This window comes from Desulfitobacterium hafniense DCB-2 (assembly GCF_000021925.1).
GTDB lineage: Bacteria > Bacillota > Desulfitobacteriia > Desulfitobacteriales > Desulfitobacteriaceae > Desulfitobacterium > Desulfitobacterium hafniense.
In genome coordinates, this window is sequence record NC_011830.1 from 2,348,377 (window position 1) to 2,365,903 (window position 17,527).

Annotated in this window: 11 protein-coding genes and 2 CRISPR repeat arrays (1 of these 13 cut by a window edge); of the genes, 10 read left to right on the top strand and 1 reads right to left on the bottom strand. The window is 47.4% G+C overall.

What is annotated here, in order from left to right:
• Window positions 1-853: a CRISPR direct-repeat array (repeat unit 33 nt; unit sequence GTCACTCCTCGTATGAGGAGTGTGGATTGAAAT) (it extends 2,349 nt beyond the left edge of the window).
• A gap of 77 nt (window positions 854-930) precedes the next feature.
• Entirely contained in the window at window positions 931-1,167 is a 237-nt protein-coding gene (locus DHAF_RS10825) for a hypothetical protein (protein WP_015943902.1), read from the bottom strand.
• Window positions 1,168-1,428: 261 nt separating this feature from the next.
• Between DHAF_RS10825 and DHAF_RS10830 the strand changes: the two genes are divergently transcribed.
• The 10 genes from DHAF_RS10830 (at window position 1,429) to cas2 (ending at window position 13,296) form a co-directional block, all read left to right on the top strand.
• Complete coding sequence (locus DHAF_RS10830) at window positions 1,429-1,968, top strand: TetR family transcriptional regulator (protein WP_049769596.1); 540 nt, start codon at window positions 1,429-1,431, stop codon at window positions 1,966-1,968.
• Window positions 1,969-2,016: 48 nt separating this feature from the next.
• On the top strand, window positions 2,017-3,234 hold the full coding sequence (locus tag DHAF_RS10835; RefSeq protein WP_015943904.1) for an iron-containing alcohol dehydrogenase: 1,218 nt from the start codon (window positions 2,017-2,019) through the stop codon (window positions 3,232-3,234).
• A gap of 1 nt (window position 3,235) precedes the next feature.
• On the top strand, window positions 3,236-4,606 hold the full coding sequence (locus DHAF_RS10840; RefSeq protein WP_015943905.1) for an aldehyde dehydrogenase: 1,371 nt from the start codon (window positions 3,236-3,238) through the stop codon (window positions 4,604-4,606).
• A 783-nt stretch (window positions 4,607-5,389) separates the two neighbouring features.
• A complete protein-coding gene (gene cas5 / locus DHAF_RS10845; protein ID WP_015943907.1) occupies window positions 5,390-6,064 on the top strand; it encodes a CRISPR-associated protein Cas5 in 675 nt (224 codons plus the stop codon).
• Window positions 6,054-8,183: a hypothetical protein gene (locus DHAF_RS10850; RefSeq protein WP_015943908.1), complete on the top strand. Its 2,130-nt coding sequence runs from the start codon at window positions 6,054-6,056 to the stop codon at window positions 8,181-8,183. Before cas5 ends, DHAF_RS10850 begins: the two co-directional genes overlap by 11 nt.
• Window positions 8,173-9,057 (top strand): type I CRISPR-associated protein Cas7, encoded by an 885-nt coding sequence (locus DHAF_RS10855; protein ID WP_015943909.1) that lies wholly within the window; start codon window positions 8,173-8,175, stop codon window positions 9,055-9,057. The genes DHAF_RS10850 and DHAF_RS10855 overlap by 11 nt, the downstream gene beginning before the upstream one ends.
• Complete coding sequence (locus DHAF_RS10860; RefSeq protein ID WP_015943910.1) at window positions 9,054-11,243, top strand: CRISPR-associated endonuclease Cas3''; 2,190 nt, start codon at window positions 9,054-9,056, stop codon at window positions 11,241-11,243. The genes DHAF_RS10855 and DHAF_RS10860 overlap by 4 nt, the downstream gene beginning before the upstream one ends.
• 53 nt (window positions 11,244-11,296) lie before the next feature.
• Window positions 11,297-11,968, top strand: coding sequence for a CRISPR-associated protein Cas4 (cas4, locus tag DHAF_RS10865; RefSeq protein ID WP_015943911.1), 672 nt, complete (start codon window positions 11,297-11,299; stop codon window positions 11,966-11,968).
• Window positions 11,965-12,996, top strand: coding sequence for a type I-C CRISPR-associated endonuclease Cas1c (cas1c, locus tag DHAF_RS10870; RefSeq protein WP_015943912.1), 1,032 nt, complete (start codon window positions 11,965-11,967; stop codon window positions 12,994-12,996). The genes cas4 and cas1c overlap by 4 nt, the downstream gene beginning before the upstream one ends.
• 9 nt (window positions 12,997-13,005) lie before the next feature.
• Window positions 13,006-13,296, top strand: a complete 291-nt coding sequence (gene cas2, locus DHAF_RS10875; protein WP_026184041.1) for a CRISPR-associated endonuclease Cas2 — start codon at window positions 13,006-13,008, stop codon at window positions 13,294-13,296.
• Window positions 13,297-13,464: 168 nt separating this feature from the next.
• Window positions 13,465-17,403: direct repeats of the CRISPR family, unit length 33 nt; unit sequence GTCGAGGCCTCTACGAGGCTCGAGGGTTGAAAT.
• Window positions 17,404-17,527 lie beyond the last annotated feature (124 nt).

Below are 17,527 nucleotides of genomic sequence, written 5' to 3' on the forward strand. Positions count from 1 at the left end.
CAAGTCACTCCTCGTATGAGGAGTGTGGATTGAAATCGTGGATGAGGCTGAGGCGGCGTTGAGGGAGGTGCGGTCACTCCTCGTATGAGGAGTGTGGATTGAAATTTTAACTCAGGCTATGTTGATTACCTGGATGCCAACGTCACTCCTCGTATGAGGAGTGTGGATTGAAATAAAAGAGACTCGGGTTAGGGCATGCACCCTTGGGGGGTCACTCCTCGTATGAGGAGTGTGGATTGAAATGGGGGAACAGCAAACGATGGGCAAAATCAGCTACGTCACTCCTCGTATGAGGAGTGTGGATTGAAATAGTAAAGCCCAATAGCGTAGGAGTGCCTCCGGTAGTCACTCCTCGTATGAGGAGTGTGGATTGAAATTAAAGTACTTTAATAGATGGCTTAAGTCAAATAGGTCACTCCTCGTATGAGGAGTGTGGATTGAAATCAGCCCTCCCTGCTCTGGTGACTGGAGTGGCCATAGTCACTCCTCGTATGAGGAGTGTGGATTGAAATCCTCTCGGGTGGACCGACTTAGATGCCTAGGGAGTCACTCCTCGTATGAGGAGTGTGGATTGAAATTGCGCGTGGTCTTGCAAAGGGAAGCAGAGCTGCCAAGTCACTCCTCGTGTGAGGAGTGTGGATTGAAATTCCTTGCAGCATGGTGTGGCCTCCGCAGGGGTGAAGTCACTCCTCGTATGGGGAGTGTGGATTGAAATAAGGCCATTAACGCGAGTGGAAAGCTTACGGATTAGTCACTCCTCGTGTGAGGAGTATGGATTGAAATAACGTGTTAGGAACTAATGGGCGCTTTGCTCTTAATCGTCAATCCTCGTATGAGGAGTGTGGATTGAAATAAATAGGAGGGACTATTTCAACTGGTCCCTTGATTTCTAATACAAAGCCGGCCTGGGATCCCCAGGTCGGCTTTGTATTACATAGCTATTTTTGATTCCAATATTTCTATTCTTCTACGAAGCTCATTTATTTCAGTCTTATCGTCTCTCAGTTCCTTAACTGCTTGCCAAGTCATCTCCTGCTTAGCGGAGATTTCATCCAACTTATCAAGTTTTTTATATGTTTCTCGATTGTCAGCCTTCAATGCTTTGATATCGGATTCAATCCGGTCAAGAATATTCAGCCTTTCAAGGATAATATCCAACTTGTCCATTGCTTATCCCTCCTGAGTTTTATAGTACCACAGTGATATTTGTAATACAATGCTTGGAGCTGCCGTTGGCTGAATGAATTAAGAGGGTCATTTAAGCTACGTTGCTCCCTGTGAGAGAGCGTGAATTACTTAAGAAATAGATTTCTATTGAGATTTTGAGAGTTTTCTGATAAATTATAGTTAATCGGTCGGCTGGCCGACTGAGAAGGAGGTTTTTTCAACTTGACGGACAAGAAAGAAGCGGCAGAACAACCCATCGACATGCGCCGGCATATTCTCACTGTGGCCGGTGGATTAATGATTGAAAAAGGAGTCAAGGAAACCAGCTTAAAAGACATTGCCCAGGAAGCGGGGATTAGCAAGGGGACATTATATTACTACTATTCAGCTAAAGAAGACATTATTTATGACATTGCCAACCATAACTTAAAACAAATTACGGACGGTTTGCTGGCCTGGATTGAAGATGCCAATACAGAAGTTGCCCCTGAGGAGGTCCTGAAAACAGTATTTGAACAAATATTGGGGGCTGAAACCAGGGGAAAGCTTCATCTTTATCTTCTCAGCGATGCAGGAACAAGCAATACTCTTCTCAAAGAAAAATTCAAAGAACAGTATCAAGAGTGGAGAAAAACCTTGCAATATGGTTTGGATAAGATCTTACCCTCCCAGAACCAAAAGAACGTAATGCTTTCCTACTTAATCCTGGCTGCCCTTGACGGGCTGATTATCCAAAGGTTGTTCGGAACCGAAGAGATTCCTGTGCAAGAAATCGTCAAGCTCTTGGTAAATGCCGAATAGCTTTTTTGATAAGATATACAAATTGTGAAAGAGAGTGAGACGATCGAGATGAATACCTTGTATTGCAGATTGTATCAGAGGACTTTACAATTAGCATCTTATTTTCTTCCCTGGCGCAAACCTACCTTGCTGGAGGGCGCAAACAGTTTGAATAAGCTGCCTGAGGTAATAAGCCGCAAGGGCATCAGCAAAATCCTGATTGTCACGGATCAGGGAATTTCCTCCTTAGGACTGGTGAATAGCTTTCTTCAAGATCTTGATAAGGCAGGAGTCAGGTATACTGTTTATGATAAAACCGTGCCAAATCCTACCCTTGATAATATTGAAGAAGCCCTGAAATTGTACCAGGAACAGCAGTGCGAAGGCATTGTGGCCTTTGGCGGCGGTTCTCCTATGGACTGTGCTAAGGGGGTGGGTGCCAGAGTAGCCAATCCCCATAAGAGCATCTCGCAAATGAAGGGCGTTCTTAAAGTGAGGAGAAAGCTTCCACCTTTGTTTGCCATTCCTACCACAGCCGGGACAGGAAGTGAAGCCACCCTTGCCGCCGTTATATCAGATCCCCGAAACCGTGAAAAATACCCGGTTAACGATACGGCTCTTATCCCTCACTATGCCGTCCTCGATCCGTTGCTGACTGTGGGTCTGCCGAAACACATCACTTCCACAACAGGCCTGGATGCCCTTACCCATGCGGTGGAAGCCTATATCGGCAGAAGCAATACCCAGGAGACCACGGAATTAAGCAGGAAAGCAGTGCGCTTGATTTTTGATAATCTCTATATAGCCTATTCCCAGGGAGAGAACGTAAAAGCCCGGGAGAATATGCTCAAGGCCTCCTATTATGCCGGAGTGGCCTTTACCCGCGCTTATGTGGGATATATTCATGCTCTGGCCCATGCTTTGGGAGGGTTTTACGGAGTACCCCATGGATTGGCTAATGCCGTAATTCTTCCTTGTGTTCTGGAATACTATGGAGAAGCGGTCCATGAACGGCTGGCTGAATTAGCCGATGTTCTGGAAATGGGTTCACCTGGGGATAGCCATGAGCAAAAAGCAACCCTATTCATTGAGGCCATCAAGGAACTGAGTAAGAAAATGAACATTCCCCGAAAAATTGACGGTATTCTCGCCGAAGATATTCCTTTGCTGGTAGAGCATGCCTGGAAGGAAGCCACCCCGCTTTATCCCGTCCCCAGGCTCTTGTCCAGAAATGATCTAAACAATATCCTGAACTTGATCGGTTCTGCCCAAAAGGAGGAGGTCTAAGATGCCGGATATAAAAGAAATTTTAGTCAAACAAAAGGCTTTTTTCCAGACCGGGAAAACCAAGGAGCTTCAGTTTCGGGTGGATATGCTGAATAAACTGCGGTCAGCCATAAAAATCCATGAGGAGGAGATTATGGCGGCTTTGAAGGCTGACCTGAATAAAGCGCCTTTTGAAGCCTATGCCACAGAAGTGGGCATGGTACTGGAGGAACTCAACTATACGCTTAAACATATCTCAAGCTGGGTCAAACCTAAACGTGTGCGGACTCCTCTGGTGCACTTTCCTTCCGCCAGCTATCTTTATACAGAACCCTACGGCTCCGTTCTGATTATGTCACCCTGGAATTATCCCTTTCAGCTGGCCTTGGCTCCTTTGGTGGGGGCTATAAGTGCAGGAAACTGCGCCGTCCTCAAGCCTTCGGAGTATTCGGCCAACACTTCCGCAATGATCGAGAGGATAGTCAAAGAAATCTTTGACGAGTCCTTTGTGGCTGTGGTTCGTGGAGGCAGAGAAGCCAACAAAACCCTGCTCAATGAAAAGTTTGACTATATCTTTTTTACCGGCAGCGTCGGGGTGGGAAAAACGGTGATGGAATCCGCCGCCAGACACCTGACCCCGGTAACTCTGGAATTGGGCGGGAAAAGCCCCTGTATTATCGATGACACTGCCGATCTTGAATTGGCGGCCAAAAGAATCGTCTGGGGAAAATTTCTGAATGCGGGACAGACCTGTGTTGCGCCAGATTATCTGCTTGTGCATAGGACTGTTAAAGAAAAACTCATCCAGGAGATCAAGAAATCCATTACTGCCTTTTATGGCCATGATCCTTTAGGCAACGAAGACTATCCTAAAATCATCAATCAGAAGCACTTCGAGCGGCTTCTAGGCTTGCTGAAAAGCGGGCGGGTTGTAGAGGGGGGCCGGTCCGATGAGAAAACCAGGCGGATTGCGCCCACCATTCTGGATGATGTAACCTGGGAAAGCCCGGTGATGCAGGAAGAAATCTTTGGACCCCTGCTGCCGGTGCTGGAATTTGAGAGCTTTGACGCTGCCCTTGCTATGGTCAATCAGCATCCCAAGCCGCTGGCTTTGTATCTGTTCACCAGAAGCAAGGATCATGAGGCCCAGGCCATCAGCAAAACGTCCTTCGGCGGCGGATGCATCAATGATACGATTATACATCTGGCTAACCCCAATCTGCGCTTTGGAGGTGTGGGGGAGAGCGGCATGGGGCAGTATCACGGCAAAGGAAGCTATGACACCTTTTCCCATACGAAAAGCATTATGAAGAAATCCAATAAGCTGGATATCCCGCTTCGGTATCCGCCCTTCAGAAATCATTTGTCTCTGCTTAAGAAGCTTATGAAGTAAAATTTCAGCACAGACTGCAGTTAGTCTGTGCTGAAATCTATCTCTTGAAGTTTAGAAGACAAGGCCGAGAGCGATCAGGATCAGAATAGCAATGGCGATAATGCCAATTCCTGCTGCGCATAAAAACATAGGCTAAGCCCCCTTTAGCTTTATATTCCATAATATGCAAAAAGTGTTTTTGTGGAATATTAAGGAAGAGGAATTGGGTCTGATTTCAGGGAAGGACGACTTGGTATAGTAAGTTCACTTGAAGCATAAATCATTTTCGAATAATGTATCTTAGCATCTGGATGTGTAATGCTTGATCAATGACAAGCTGTACGAGCTTGGCGTTTTCCGCTCTCAATCTTCTGATATCAGAGATTCTATTTAGGTTATAGTTCAGAATGTTTAAAAGTATCTCGGTACAACATTTTATCATTATTTATATTTCCTCCTTTTTGGAAAATCATAATTTAGTTAATTTAATTATATTCTGGAGGATAACATAATGTTCCACGACGACATATTACATCTGTTTGCTCAATTAAACTTATATGAACATGGCTGCGAGTAATTGATATTATTTACATTTATTGGTATAATGAAATTGTCAGACCTGATAAGTCTGTGGATTGAAATATATATGTTTTTTTGTGCAAAGAGGATGTCTTTCCATAAGATTTGGTAAAGATGTTCTTTTTCTTTATTGGGTTTGAAAAACGACAAAATACAACACAAAATATGGTAAAAGAAGAGCTATAATTAAAGACAAGCTCGAATTTAATAGAGAGGAGGATGTTCATGGTTCGATTATCTTATCCTATTGCCATGGAGATAGCCGGCAATACCGCTATGTGGACAAGACCGGATAGCGGTGACTGTCCGGTTAGCTATCCAGCTCCAACCTATTCTGCAGTCAAAGCTATTTTTGAATCTGTGGCATGGGGGCCCGGCGTGGAAATAATTCCTACAAAAGTAGAGTTGTGTGCGCCTATACAATACCACTCTTATTGCACCAACTATGGAGGACCGTTACGAAGCACTAAATCGATTAAAGAGGGAAATAATTATCAATTGTATGCCACCGTGTTAATTGATGTCTGCTATAGACTCTACGCAGAAGTTGTTCCTTATAAAGACAAAAGCCGATTACCGGAAAGTGCTGTGCAATGGGATAAAAAAACGACCTCCCCCGGTCATGCTTATCAAAGTATTTTTAATAGGAGACTTAAACGAGGTCAATGCTATTCCATTCCTACATTGGGATGGAAAGAATTTACCCCTTCTTATTTCGGCGAATTTCGGGACACAACACAGGTGCTCTCCGATGCACTTCCCATCGTCATACCATCGATGCTGAGGCGGGTTTTTGCCAAAGGATATGGGTCTCCGGTTTCCTATGTCTATGACAATGATCTCGTCATCCGGAATGGCGTGCTGGAGTATCCGCAAAGGAGTGAAAACTATGCTCAATGAATTGTATAGTTTGTCCACTGCCATGAAAAGTAAAGGGATCAGCGCCAAGGAATGGCATAGGGAATACAAATCTTTACCTAAAGTAACAGCCAAATCACCCTGTATTAGAATATGGCTTGCTCAGGACGGCTCGATCTGTGGACTCGAGAGCATAAGTGCTGAACTTGCCCAGTCATTGAGAAAATACGGGAACAACCAGGGAACTTTTCCCGCTTTCAATATCGCTCCCCTTTACCGTATCACTGAGGAAGAGCAGCTTACCGAGTTGGAACAAATTGAAAAAGGCACTATTCCGCTTGATCTTGACAAAATTAAATCATGGTGTGTCCATGACAACTGGAAAGGAAGCATTGTCAAAAAAGTCGATAGAAGCTTGCATACGATTCCTCAGACCCTTTCGGGTCTAATTGGGAATCAAGAACAACCCGAAGGAAGGCTCATTTCCAAGCTGATCCAGTTAGCCTCCGGTTTTAGAAATGAGCCGGATAAAAGCTTTAAGTCCGCCCTGGAAAAGTGCGTTTTCGCCAAGCTTCAAAAACAAGAGGACATTGGCACTCTGCTTACGGTGCTATTCCATAAAGGCAACCCTAAAAAGGAACATAATGATGATACAGGCTCAATTTCAGTTGTATTGGATTTATTTGATTGGCAACAGTATGGGTACCCAGTAACAAGCCAACACTTCACCGAATGGCTCAACGATATGTTGTTGAAATCCAGCTCGCGGAGTGCGTCCCAACCATCTAAGGATGTTGAACGTGATGCCTTTGGTATTCCTTTTATCAATCCCGATGAACCGATGCCAAGCGTGAAGCTCAGTGGTTTTGAGGTAACCCTGCGTTCGATGTTCAACGGACAGCCTTGTCAGTACCGTTATGAACAGATCGATGATGGCTCTTATCCCATTGCCATGGAAAACCGCTCTCTTATCAAAAAATCACTGGAATGGGCTGCCGACCTGGAGCGGGAGGGTATCACATGGCGGAAAATTGATAAGAGCGAAATCGTATTTGCCTATCCTTCCAAGCTGCTGGAAATTTCACCAAAATTTGTTTCAATCTTCGGTTCCGGTCAGGCAGAAAATTCGGCCCGGGCAGAAGCGCGTTTTGAGAATATCGCCAAAGATTTTATTAGGACGCTTAGAGGCCTTCTCCCAGAAGAAACTCCCAAGTTTATTCAAATTTTCACGATCCGCAAACTGGATAAGGCCCGCTCAAAAGTGATATTTACCCGAAATTGTTCGCCGGATCAGCTTATTCAAGCGGCGGAGGACTGGCAGGCTGGTTGTGGGAATATACCGGAAACAGAGCTGGGCAAAAGAGAAACTCCTTTCCCGCTGCAAGTGGCTCGAATCGTCAACAATGTGTGGAAGCAAAACGGGGAATTGGCCCAGGGCCAGACTGCCGTTGAACGAATGAAATATTATCAGGGCATGGAATTGCTTCTTGATCCTATGCAGGAAAATATGATTGGTAATTATCTTCATGTCACACTCACCCATTCATCCGGGCTAGTAAGCTATATTGGCAACTGGGTGCATGGCGGTTCAAGCTGTAAGAGCAAGACAGAAGAGAAAGCTTTAGAGAAATTGAAAAATGAAGCAGCTCTTCTGTTGGATGTCTTAGGGCTGCTGCTGTACAAACGGGGTGAGAGAAAGGAGAAATACATGGAAAATATGGCGTATTTGGTCGGACAGCTCTTGAAAATATCCGACGAGCTGCATACTTTGTACTGCAAAGTTGTGCGGGGTGGGGATGTTCCTCCGCAACTGGCGGGCAGCGCTTTGTTTGCAGCGGCCGGCGAAAGGCCTTACCAAACGATAGCTCAGTTGTCCCTTCGCATGAATCCTTATATAACCTGGGCCAAACACTACCGCTTTAAAAATATTTCAACTAAAGATGAAGAAAGTTGGAGAGCACGCTGGTATCTCAATTTGTATGAAGATGCGGCAAATAAATTGCTTCCTGCAATGACAGATTCAACACGTTTTAATGATTTTGAAAAGGCACAGCTTTTTATTGGCTATCTGGCATCCTTTCCTAGAAGAGGGTCTTCAGTAACTGTGGCCGATGAGAGCGATAATGATAATAATGTAGGAGGGGCTAATTATGAACAGTGAAATCAAGCGCGCAACCGGTTTAATGGTCATTGAAGTTGTAAATTCAAATGCAAACGGCGACCCGGACAGGGAGAGCGATCCCCGCCAGCGTCCTAATGGTATAGGTGAAATTTCACCAGTTTCCTTCAAGCGCAAGCTGCGTGATTTGGTGGGGGATCACGATAGTGTGTTTTATCAAAATCTCCCGGAGGTTTACGTTAAAAACTCGGATCATTACTGCATATTGGAATCGCGGGGGCGTGACAGGAAATCCATTCAAAGCGAGATGTCAAAAGATATTAAAAACTTCGAACAGAAGAGTTTCTTGGAGAGCACTTTTGTTAAAAAATATTGGGATGCAAGAATCTTTGGCAACACTTTTTTGGAAGAGGGAGCGAATAAAGGGTTTATCAAAACAGGTGTTGTTCAGTTTGGTGTAGGTACGTCGATTTCTCCGGTCAATATCATTCGTCATACCAATACGAATAAGGCCGGTGTGCAAGAGGGTAAAAATGCCGGAATGGCTCCCTTAGCCTTTCGCATCGTGGAGCACGGTGTTTATTGTATGCCGTTTTTTGTGAATCCCAATTATGCAGCCAAGACAGGCTGCACTCAAGAAGATATTGATCTACTTAAGCTATTAATTCCCAAAGCGTATGACCTGAATCGTTCCGCCATTCGCCCCGATGTGCGCATTCGGCATGCCTGGTATATTGAGCATCTGAATGCTCTGGGCAGTTGCCCGGATTATCTCCTCCTGGAAGCGCTTACACCAAAACGGATTGGCGATGTGACCATAGCATCGAAAAGCTGGGCCGATTATGAAGATAAGACAGATCTACCGGAAGAATTGAAGGCCAAAGTGAGCTCAGCAACCGACCTGATGCTGGTATGATTTACTACGCGCACAGTCGCAAAGACGACATCCCTGAGCAGACGTACGCGGAGCATGTTTGTGGTGTAAGGTCGTGGGGCCGCGATTATGTTCAGGAGATAAGCTGCTATGCAAAATGTGATAATACACTGCTGTCACAGATTATAGAAAAAGCGTCCACCATTCATGATCTGGGCAAACTGAATAAGAAAAATCAGGATGTACTTGCCGGGAGAGAGCAGGATGAAAAGCTTCCGGTACATCATTGGGACGCGGGAGCAGCCTATTTTCTGAGAAACAGCCATTTGTCTGTTTTTTCCGCCGCTGTAATCCAGGCTCACCACAAGGGTTTTCCTGATTTTACTGTCGAAGTGGAGAGGGACGATGCGGCTTTTCGAGATAGAGCCATTGCGTCTGAGGTGGATAAAGAGCTGCCGGAGCTTGAAGCCATCCATAACAACCTCGTTGACAGCCGGTTTGAGTATGATAGGGAGGAAATCAAGGGAGATAAATCAGTTTTCCTGCGGATGCTCTTATCATGCCTCGTCGATGCGGACCACACCGATACGGCCATCCATTACCGGAAGTATCCGGCGGAAATGAGCCCGGTCAGATTGCGCGCCGCGGAACGGCTTGCCCAATTAGACCGGCATATTGCCGGGCTGAAGCAAACAGGAGCTGATGATGCTCGGAATGCTTTACGCAATGAGATGTATTTAGCGTGTCGAAATGCTGACATCGATGCCGGTATAACTTCCTGTGACAGCCCGGTTGGCTCCGGAAAGACGACGGCGATCATGGCTCATTTGCTTGCACAGGCAGAGAAGCGAGGGTTGCGGCGTATCTTTGTTGTACTGCCTTTTACAAATATCATTAAACAATCCGTCGATATCTATCGGAAGACACTTGTTTTGCCGGGGGAAAACGCTGAGGAGGTCGTAGCGGAACTGCATCACCGGGCAGACTTTGAGAGCAAGGACGCCAGACACCTGACCGCGCTATGGCGAGCGCCCATTATTGTGACAACGGCTGTTGCTTTTTTTGAAACGCTGGCCTCGAATTCCACCGCGGCCCTGCGCCGCTTGCATGAATTACCCGGCAGTGCTGTTTTTGTGGATGAATCCCATGCTGCGTTGCCGGCCAAACTGCTGCCTATTGCCTGGAAGTGGATCAATGTTTATGCCGCGGAATGGAACTGCTACTGGGTTCTGGCGTCCGGTTCGCTGAATCGATTCTGGACAATACCGGAAATTATCGGCAACGAAAGTTTCCACCCTGTACCAGAAATCATTGACGATGAACTGCGCAAACGCCTTGCGGTCTATGAAAACAATCGGATTTCTTATCATTGTGATTTATTCCCCAAAGGCACGGCGGAGCTTGCTCAATGGATCAGCGGTTTTCCGGGGCCGAGACTGGTTATCTTGAACACAGTTCAAAGTGCTGCTGTATTAGCGGACTATTTTTCAGAGCACTTTGGCCGAGAATGTGTGGAGCATCTGTCTACGGCTTTGACTCCAAATGATCGGAGCAATACTCTCGAACGGATAAAAAAGCGCTTGATGGATAAAAAGGATACGAATTGGACCCTGATCGCAACATCATGTATTGAAGCCGGTGTAAATCTGTCTTTCAGAACTGGATTTCGTGAACTTGGCGCCTTGGTATCGCTGCTGCAAGCTTCAGGGCGTGTCAATCGGGAAGGGGTTCTTGATAATGCGGAGATGTGGACATTTTGTATTTTAGAAGATGGAATGCTGAGGCTTAATCCTGGTTTAAAAGAGGCCGCCGCTGTTCTTAAAAGGTTTTTTGAAGGGAACAGTGCCATTGTGCCGGAATTGAGCACCCAATCCCTCACTGATGAAATCGCTTTATATGGGCTGTCTGGAAAACATAGAAACTTGGTCACCAATGAGAAATTGCAAAATTTTCGTAAGGTAGAAGAGGATTTCAAGGTAATTGACAGCGATACTCGTCTTGTAGTTGTTGACCCGAGTATGGCAAAACGCTTGCAATATGGAAAAGTCGATTGGAAAGAACTGCAAAAGGTCTCGGTTCAAATTGCCAAATATAAATTGGATGAACTGAGAACGCCTATGATCATGGATAAAATATACAGGTGGAACCTGGAATACGATGGCTTTCTCGGTTATATGGCTGGTATCGTGAAATTAAAAAAGTATAGCGGAGGGGCAATCATCATTTGATTTACTGGAGATTGTGAATGGCGAAAAGACGCAACATTATCTGGAGGGTTTAAATGGAATATCAAGAAGACGATTTCCTGCTCTTATCGGGCATCCAGCACTATGTGTTTTGCAAACGCCAATGGGCCTTGATCCACATTGAACAGCAATGGCAGGAAAACTTCCGTACCATCGAAGGGGCAATCCTGCACGAGAAAACCCATGACTCGACGATCAAGGAAAAGCGGGGAGCGCTGATTATTTCCCGGGGTATGGGGATTTTTTCCCGTACCCTGGGGATCACCGGAGCCTGTGATGTGGTGGAGTTTCATAAGTCCCGGGACGGAGTCACCCTTTATGGCCGGGAGGGGACTTACCAGCCGGTTCCTGTGGAATACAAGCGGGGCAAACCCAAGCAGGATAATGCGGATGTGCTGCAGTTATGTGCTCAGGCCATGTGCTTGGAAGAGATGCTCCTCTGCACCATACCGGAAGGATTTTTGTATTATGGTGAACCCAGACGCAGAACGAAAGTTATCCTGGATGAGGAGATTCGGGAGGAAGTCAAAAGGATTTGTCAAGAGATGCATGAGCTTTATGCCAAGAGATATACCCCTAAAGTTAAAACGACGAAAGCATGCCGAGCCTGCTCCCTCAGTGAAATCTGTCTGCCCAAGCTGTGTAAGAACCCATCGGCCCTGGACTATATGAAGAAAATGATTGCAGAGATCGAGGTTGAGCCATGAGAAAATTATTGAATACCCTCTACGTGACTTCGCCCAATACTTATCTATCGCTTGACGGAGAAAATATTGTGATTTTGAAGGATGATGTGGAGGCCTTGAGAGTCCCTTTGCATAATCTGGAGAGCATCATTGCCTTTGGCTATACCGGGGCCAGCCCGGCTTTGATGGGCGCTTGTGCCAAGCGCAATATCTCCTTGAGCTTTATGAAATCCAACGGAAAATTTCTGGGCAGAGTAGTGGGGGAAGTCAGAGGGAATGTCACTTTAAGAAAAGCGCAATACAGACTTTCGGATGATGAAGCGACAAGCCATAGAATTGCCAAGAGTTTTATTTTGGGGAAAGTATATAATTCCCGCTGGGTGGTGGAACGGGCCACCCGGGATCACGGGGCAAGACTGGATGTAGAGAAATTAAAGGGAGTCTGCCAAACCTTGGCTAATGCTCTGAGACTGGTCGAGAACAGTAAGGATTTGGACCAGCTGCGGGGTGTTGAGGGGGAGGCTGCAGCCCAATATTTCCGGGTGCTGGATGATCTGATTCTCCAGCAGAAGGAGGATTTTTACTTCAAATGTCGTAATAAACGGCCTCCTCTGGACAATGTTAATGCTATGCTCTCTTTTATCTACACCTTGTTGGCCCATGATGCCGCTGCTGCTCTGGAAACAGTGGGACTGGACCCCTATGTAGGATTTTTGCACCGGGATAGACCGGGAAGGATCTCGCTGGCCCTGGATCTGATGGAAGAGCTGCGGGCAGTTTTTGCAGATCGTTTTGTCCTTTCTTTAATCAATAGAAGGGAAGTCAATCCCAGCGGGTTCACCCGAATGGAAAATGGAGCAGTTGTAATGGATGATGATACCAGAAGAGATATCCTTAAGGCATGGCAAAGCAGGAAACAGGAAGAGATCAAGCATCCCTTTCTGCAGGAGAAAATGGAGTGGGGGCTTGTGCCCTATGCTCAGGCTATGTTGCTGGCCCGGTTTATCCGTGGGGATTTGGACGGATATCCGGCTTTTATGTGGAAGTAGGTGAGAGAGATTTTAGTGCTGATCACGTATGATGTTAACACTCAAACCGCGGCAGGAAGAAAGCGGCTGCGTCAGGTTGCCAAGCAATGTGTGAACTATGGACAACGTGTCCAGAATTCAGTCTTTGAATGTGTGCTGGATGCGGCAAAATTCCGCGAGGTTCAGCATAAGCTGGAGCAGATTATTGATACGGAGACGGATAGTCTGAGGTTCTATATGCTGGGGAATAATTACAAGAACAAGGTTGAGCATATTGGGGCAAAACCTTCGTTTAATGTTGAGGATACGTTGATTATTTAGTGCGAACCTATAGTGCACAGCAAATCCTCGGGAGGTTCGCACCGTGAAACGAGAGAAAATTTGTTGAAATGTGTGAGTAAATAATGGGAGTATGCTGTAGTGAGGGGAAGAAGTTTAAGGAAATGAACAAAAGTTGACTTTGGTAGATAGTTTTGATTACTTTTTGCAGTCGAGGCCTCTACGAGGCTCGAGGGTTGAAATCCTATGGGATGGACAGATATAAATTAACCATGTCGGTCGAGGCCTCTACGAGGCTCGAGGGTTGAAATAGCTGAAAATCTATCTGCCGCCCTGACTTATTTGTCGAGGCCTCTACGAGGCTCGAGGGTTGAAATGTCACTGAATCAGCGGTTACTATCACTGCAGGGGTAGTCGAGGCCTCTACGAGGCTCGAGGGTTGAAATCGGGCAGTGCCGGCTTTGTACTCCATCCAGCGCGGTCGAGGCCTCTACGAGGCTCGAGGGTTGAAATTGTCCGGATACGAAGTTGGTCTCAGTAGCAGTGAGTCGAGGCCTCTACGAGGCTCGAGGGTTGAAATTCGTGAGGGATTCCATGATTTCAGCTCCGGTAAAGTGTCGAGGCCTCTACGAGGCTCGAGGGTTGAAATTATTTCGGACGGTAGCATGACAACTACCGCTAAGGTCGAGGCCTCTACGAGGCTCGAGGGTTGAAATAAACGACTGAATACGTAGACACGGCGAAAACGACGTCGAGGCCTCTACGAGGCTCGAGGGTTGAAATCCCGGGGACGTACTGCCAAGCCTTGTTGAAATCTGTCGAGGCCTCTACGAGGCTCGAGGGTTGAAATAAATCGCTCAAGCAGTAACAGTTCGGATTTGTTGGGTCGAGGCCTCTACGAGGCTCGAGGGTTGAAATTTTTCGTCCAAATCGGGTGCCTCGTGAGGCCTGACGTCGAGGCCTCTACGAGGCTCGAGGGTTGAAATTTTTTCTGCACAGCAAGCCACGCATAAAACTCCTGTCGAGGCCTCTACGAGGCTCGAGGGTTGAAATCCTGGGGGCTTAGTGATTAAGCCGTCAAGGATAGTCGAGGCCTCTACGAGGCTCGAGGGTTGAAATCGTCAGCGCCTTTGCCGACAGGCTTTCCGATATGTCGAGGCCTCTACGAGGCTCGAGGGTTGAAATTGACCCTCGCTGCCCACCAAGTTGGCCATACGGGTCGAGGCCTCTACGAGGCTCGAGGGTTGAAATTATAATGTTTTTCATTAACTCTATAGGTTTTTCAGAGTCGAGGCCTCTACGAGGCTCGAGGGTTGAAATTGTCATTCCACAATAAGCACAGGCATCTCCAAAAGTCGAGGCCTCTACGAGGCTCGAGGGTTGAAATATTGTCAGGATTGTACGTTACACACCAATGCCAATGTCGAGGCCTCTACGAGGCTCGAGGGTTGAAATTAGAATTTGTGGTAACGCCTTTTCTAATCTTTCGTCGAGGCCTCTACGAGGCTCGAGGGTTGAAATGAATACGCAAAGGTGATTTTTGAATGCGAGAAGGGTCGAGGCCTCTACGAGGCTCGAGGGTTGAAATTGCCGGTTCCTGCCCATGCCGACACGATCCTCGCCGGTCGAGGCCTCTACGAGGCTCGAGGGTTGAAATCGTCCTACCTGATTGAGAAACGCAATATCAAAGAAGTCGAGGCCTCTACGAGGCTCGAGGGTTGAAATCCTCCAGTCTTTATCAACCTCAGCCGGGGTTTCTGTCGAGGCCTCTACGAGGCTCGAGGGTTGAAATGCTCAATCTGCAAAAGGTGATGAGCGCAATCCGCAAGTCGAGGCCTCTACGAGGCTCGAGGGTTGAAATATAAAGGCCAACACGATAGCAAACAAGGCGACATGTCGAGGCCTCTACGAGGCTCGAGGGTTGAAATTGCAGCATACTCGGCAATAAGGGACTCAAAGAAGTCGAGGCCTCTACGAGGCTCGAGGGTTGAAATCCAAAGCCAAACAAACATATACCGGGAATCGGACGGTCGAGGCCTCTACGAGGCTCGAGGGTTGAAATATCAGACTGGCCGAAGAGATGAAGAATCCTATTGGTCGAGGCCTCTACGAGGCTCGAGGGTTGAAATAATCGATTGGTCCATAGAGGCAAAAATCTCTTTGTCGAGGCCTCTACGAGGCTCGAGGGTTGAAATTGGATCGCACGAGTGGTCAGGGCGCGGCGGGCTCCGTCGAGGCCTCTACGAGGCTCGAGGGTTGAAATAAGGCTGCTTGTAATATGGAAAGGCGCTGGAGAGGTCGAGGCCTCTACGAGGCTCGAGGGTTGAAATTTGCCCTCCTTCGAACACCTTACTTTGCAGGTCCCGTCGAGGCCTCTACGAGGCTCGAGGGTTGAAATATTTTTACAAACCAGTTGACAATCTCCGCATGATGTCGAGGCCTCTACGAGGCTCGAGGGTTGAAATCCAGGCGTGCCTTGGTTAAAGCAAGAATCTGAGGTCGAGGCCTCTACGAGGCTCGAGGGTTGAAATTGTTGGGACAAATCCGCGCCGGCCTGAAGATTTGGTCGAGGCCTCTACGAGGCTCGAGGGTTGAAATCTGATCCGGAAGTCTATATTTATCAAAATCAGGAGTCGAGGCCTCTACGAGGCTCGAGGGTTGAAATCGTATAGGGTAGCAAAGCTCGTTATCGAGTGCGGTCGAGGCCTCTACGAGGCTCGAGGGTTGAAATTTGGGCAAGAGGCGGACCTTAGCGGAGCCAAACAGGTCGAGGCCTCTACGAGGCTCGAGGGTTGAAATAGCCCATTTGTATGAATAGGGTCGGCCTGTCTTGGGTCGAGGCCTCTACGAGGCTCGAGGGTTGAAATCCCGCATGAGCCACAAACATGTCTGATGCACACGCACGTCGAGGCCTCTACGAGGCTCGAGGGTTGAAATATACCGTTTACAGGCATCATATCTTTGCTTATGGTCGAGGCCTCTACGAGGCTCGAGGGTTGAAATATACACGCTATTATGACCGGGGAAATGGGGGAGCGTCGAGGCCTCTACGAGGCTCGAGGGTTGAAATTGATACATAAAGTTATCGATGTAGGTTATGTTATGTCGAGGCCTCTACGAGGCTCGAGGGTTGAAATCCACCTGATAGGTTTTGGTTGGTCGGAAGTCCTTTAAGTCGAGGCCTCTACGAGGCTCGAGGGTTGAAATACTTTATCTACTTTACTCCTACTGGTGTACTAAGTCGAGGCCTCTACGAGGCTCGAGGGTTGAAATACTTTATCTACTTTACTCCTACTGGTGTACTAAGTCGAGGCCTCTACGAGGCTCGAGGGTTGAAATTGAAAAGCTCTATTACAGCTGCCTCAAAGGCATCGTCGAGGCCTCTACGAGGCTCGAGGGTTGAAATGCCACACTCATGGATAAAGCTAATGCCAATAAGAGTCGAGGCCTCTACGAGGCTCGAGGGTTGAAATATTGCCGGCTTGCCAATCCTGATGATAGCCTGCAGAGTCGAGGCCTCTACGAGGCTCGAGGGTTGAAATTGAAGTGTCGTGACCACCCCGGCTGTTAGGCCACGTCGAGGCCTCTACGAGGCTCGAGGGTTGAAATTCCGCACTGGGAATGCCAATCATATTGACTCTGGCGTCGAGGCCTCTACGAGGCTCGAGGGTTGAAATCTGCTCAATCATAGTCAACTCATCTACCCAACTGTCGAGGCCTCTACGAGGCTCGAGGGTTGAAATGCCTATAGCCGCTGTGTCTTCCAGATTATACGCTGGTCGAGGCCTCTACGAGGCTCGAGGGTTGAAATAGCAACTATTTAATCATTCTTCTGAGCGTCAGACACGTCGAGGCCTCTACGAGGCTCGAGGGTTGAAATCCCGTTTTCGTGGGACCAATACCAGATATCCGCCCGTCGAGGCCTCTACGAGGCTCGAGGGTTGAAATTCGCATACTACCCGATACCGCAGAGCGTCAGCAAGTCGAGGCCTCTGCGAGGCTCGAGGGTTGAAATTCTATTCGAGAGTGGGCTTGATACCAATTCCGAGTCGAGGCCTCTGCGAGGCTCGAGGGTTGAAATACAACATGGTCATGTAGCTTTTTTACGCGACGTTCGTCGAGGCCTCTGCGAGGCTCGAGGATTTAAATCGCCTAAGCTCTTGATCGGCGGTAAGCACAAAAACAGTCGTTCTTTCCGCAAGAGGCGAGGGAGTGAAGCGCACATAATTCGAACTGTTTACGACAGTTAAACCCTGTGGCGAAGAGTTCGGAT

What these genes read in the sequence shown, in the direction of transcription:
- DHAF_RS10825 (WP_015943902.1), bottom strand. Translation starts at nt 1,167, where the DNA reads ATGGACAAGTTGGATATTATCCTTGAAAGGCTGAATATTCTTGACCGG.
- DHAF_RS10830 (WP_049769596.1), top strand. Translation starts at nt 1,429, where the DNA reads ATGCGCCGGCATATTCTCACTGTGGCCGGTGGATTAATGATTGAAAAA.
- DHAF_RS10835 (WP_015943904.1), top strand. Translation starts at nt 2,017, where the DNA reads ATGAATACCTTGTATTGCAGATTGTATCAGAGGACTTTACAATTAGCA.
- DHAF_RS10840 (WP_015943905.1), top strand. Translation starts at nt 3,236, where the DNA reads ATGCCGGATATAAAAGAAATTTTAGTCAAACAAAAGGCTTTTTTCCAG.
- cas5 (WP_015943907.1), top strand. Translation starts at nt 5,390, where the DNA reads ATGGTTCGATTATCTTATCCTATTGCCATGGAGATAGCCGGCAATACC.
- DHAF_RS10850 (WP_015943908.1), top strand. Translation starts at nt 6,054, where the DNA reads ATGCTCAATGAATTGTATAGTTTGTCCACTGCCATGAAAAGTAAAGGG.
- DHAF_RS10855 (WP_015943909.1), top strand. Translation starts at nt 8,173, where the DNA reads ATGAACAGTGAAATCAAGCGCGCAACCGGTTTAATGGTCATTGAAGTT.
- DHAF_RS10860 (WP_015943910.1), top strand. Translation starts at nt 9,054, where the DNA reads ATGATTTACTACGCGCACAGTCGCAAAGACGACATCCCTGAGCAGACG.
- cas4 (WP_015943911.1), top strand. Translation starts at nt 11,297, where the DNA reads ATGGAATATCAAGAAGACGATTTCCTGCTCTTATCGGGCATCCAGCAC.
- cas1c (WP_015943912.1), top strand. Translation starts at nt 11,965, where the DNA reads ATGAGAAAATTATTGAATACCCTCTACGTGACTTCGCCCAATACTTAT.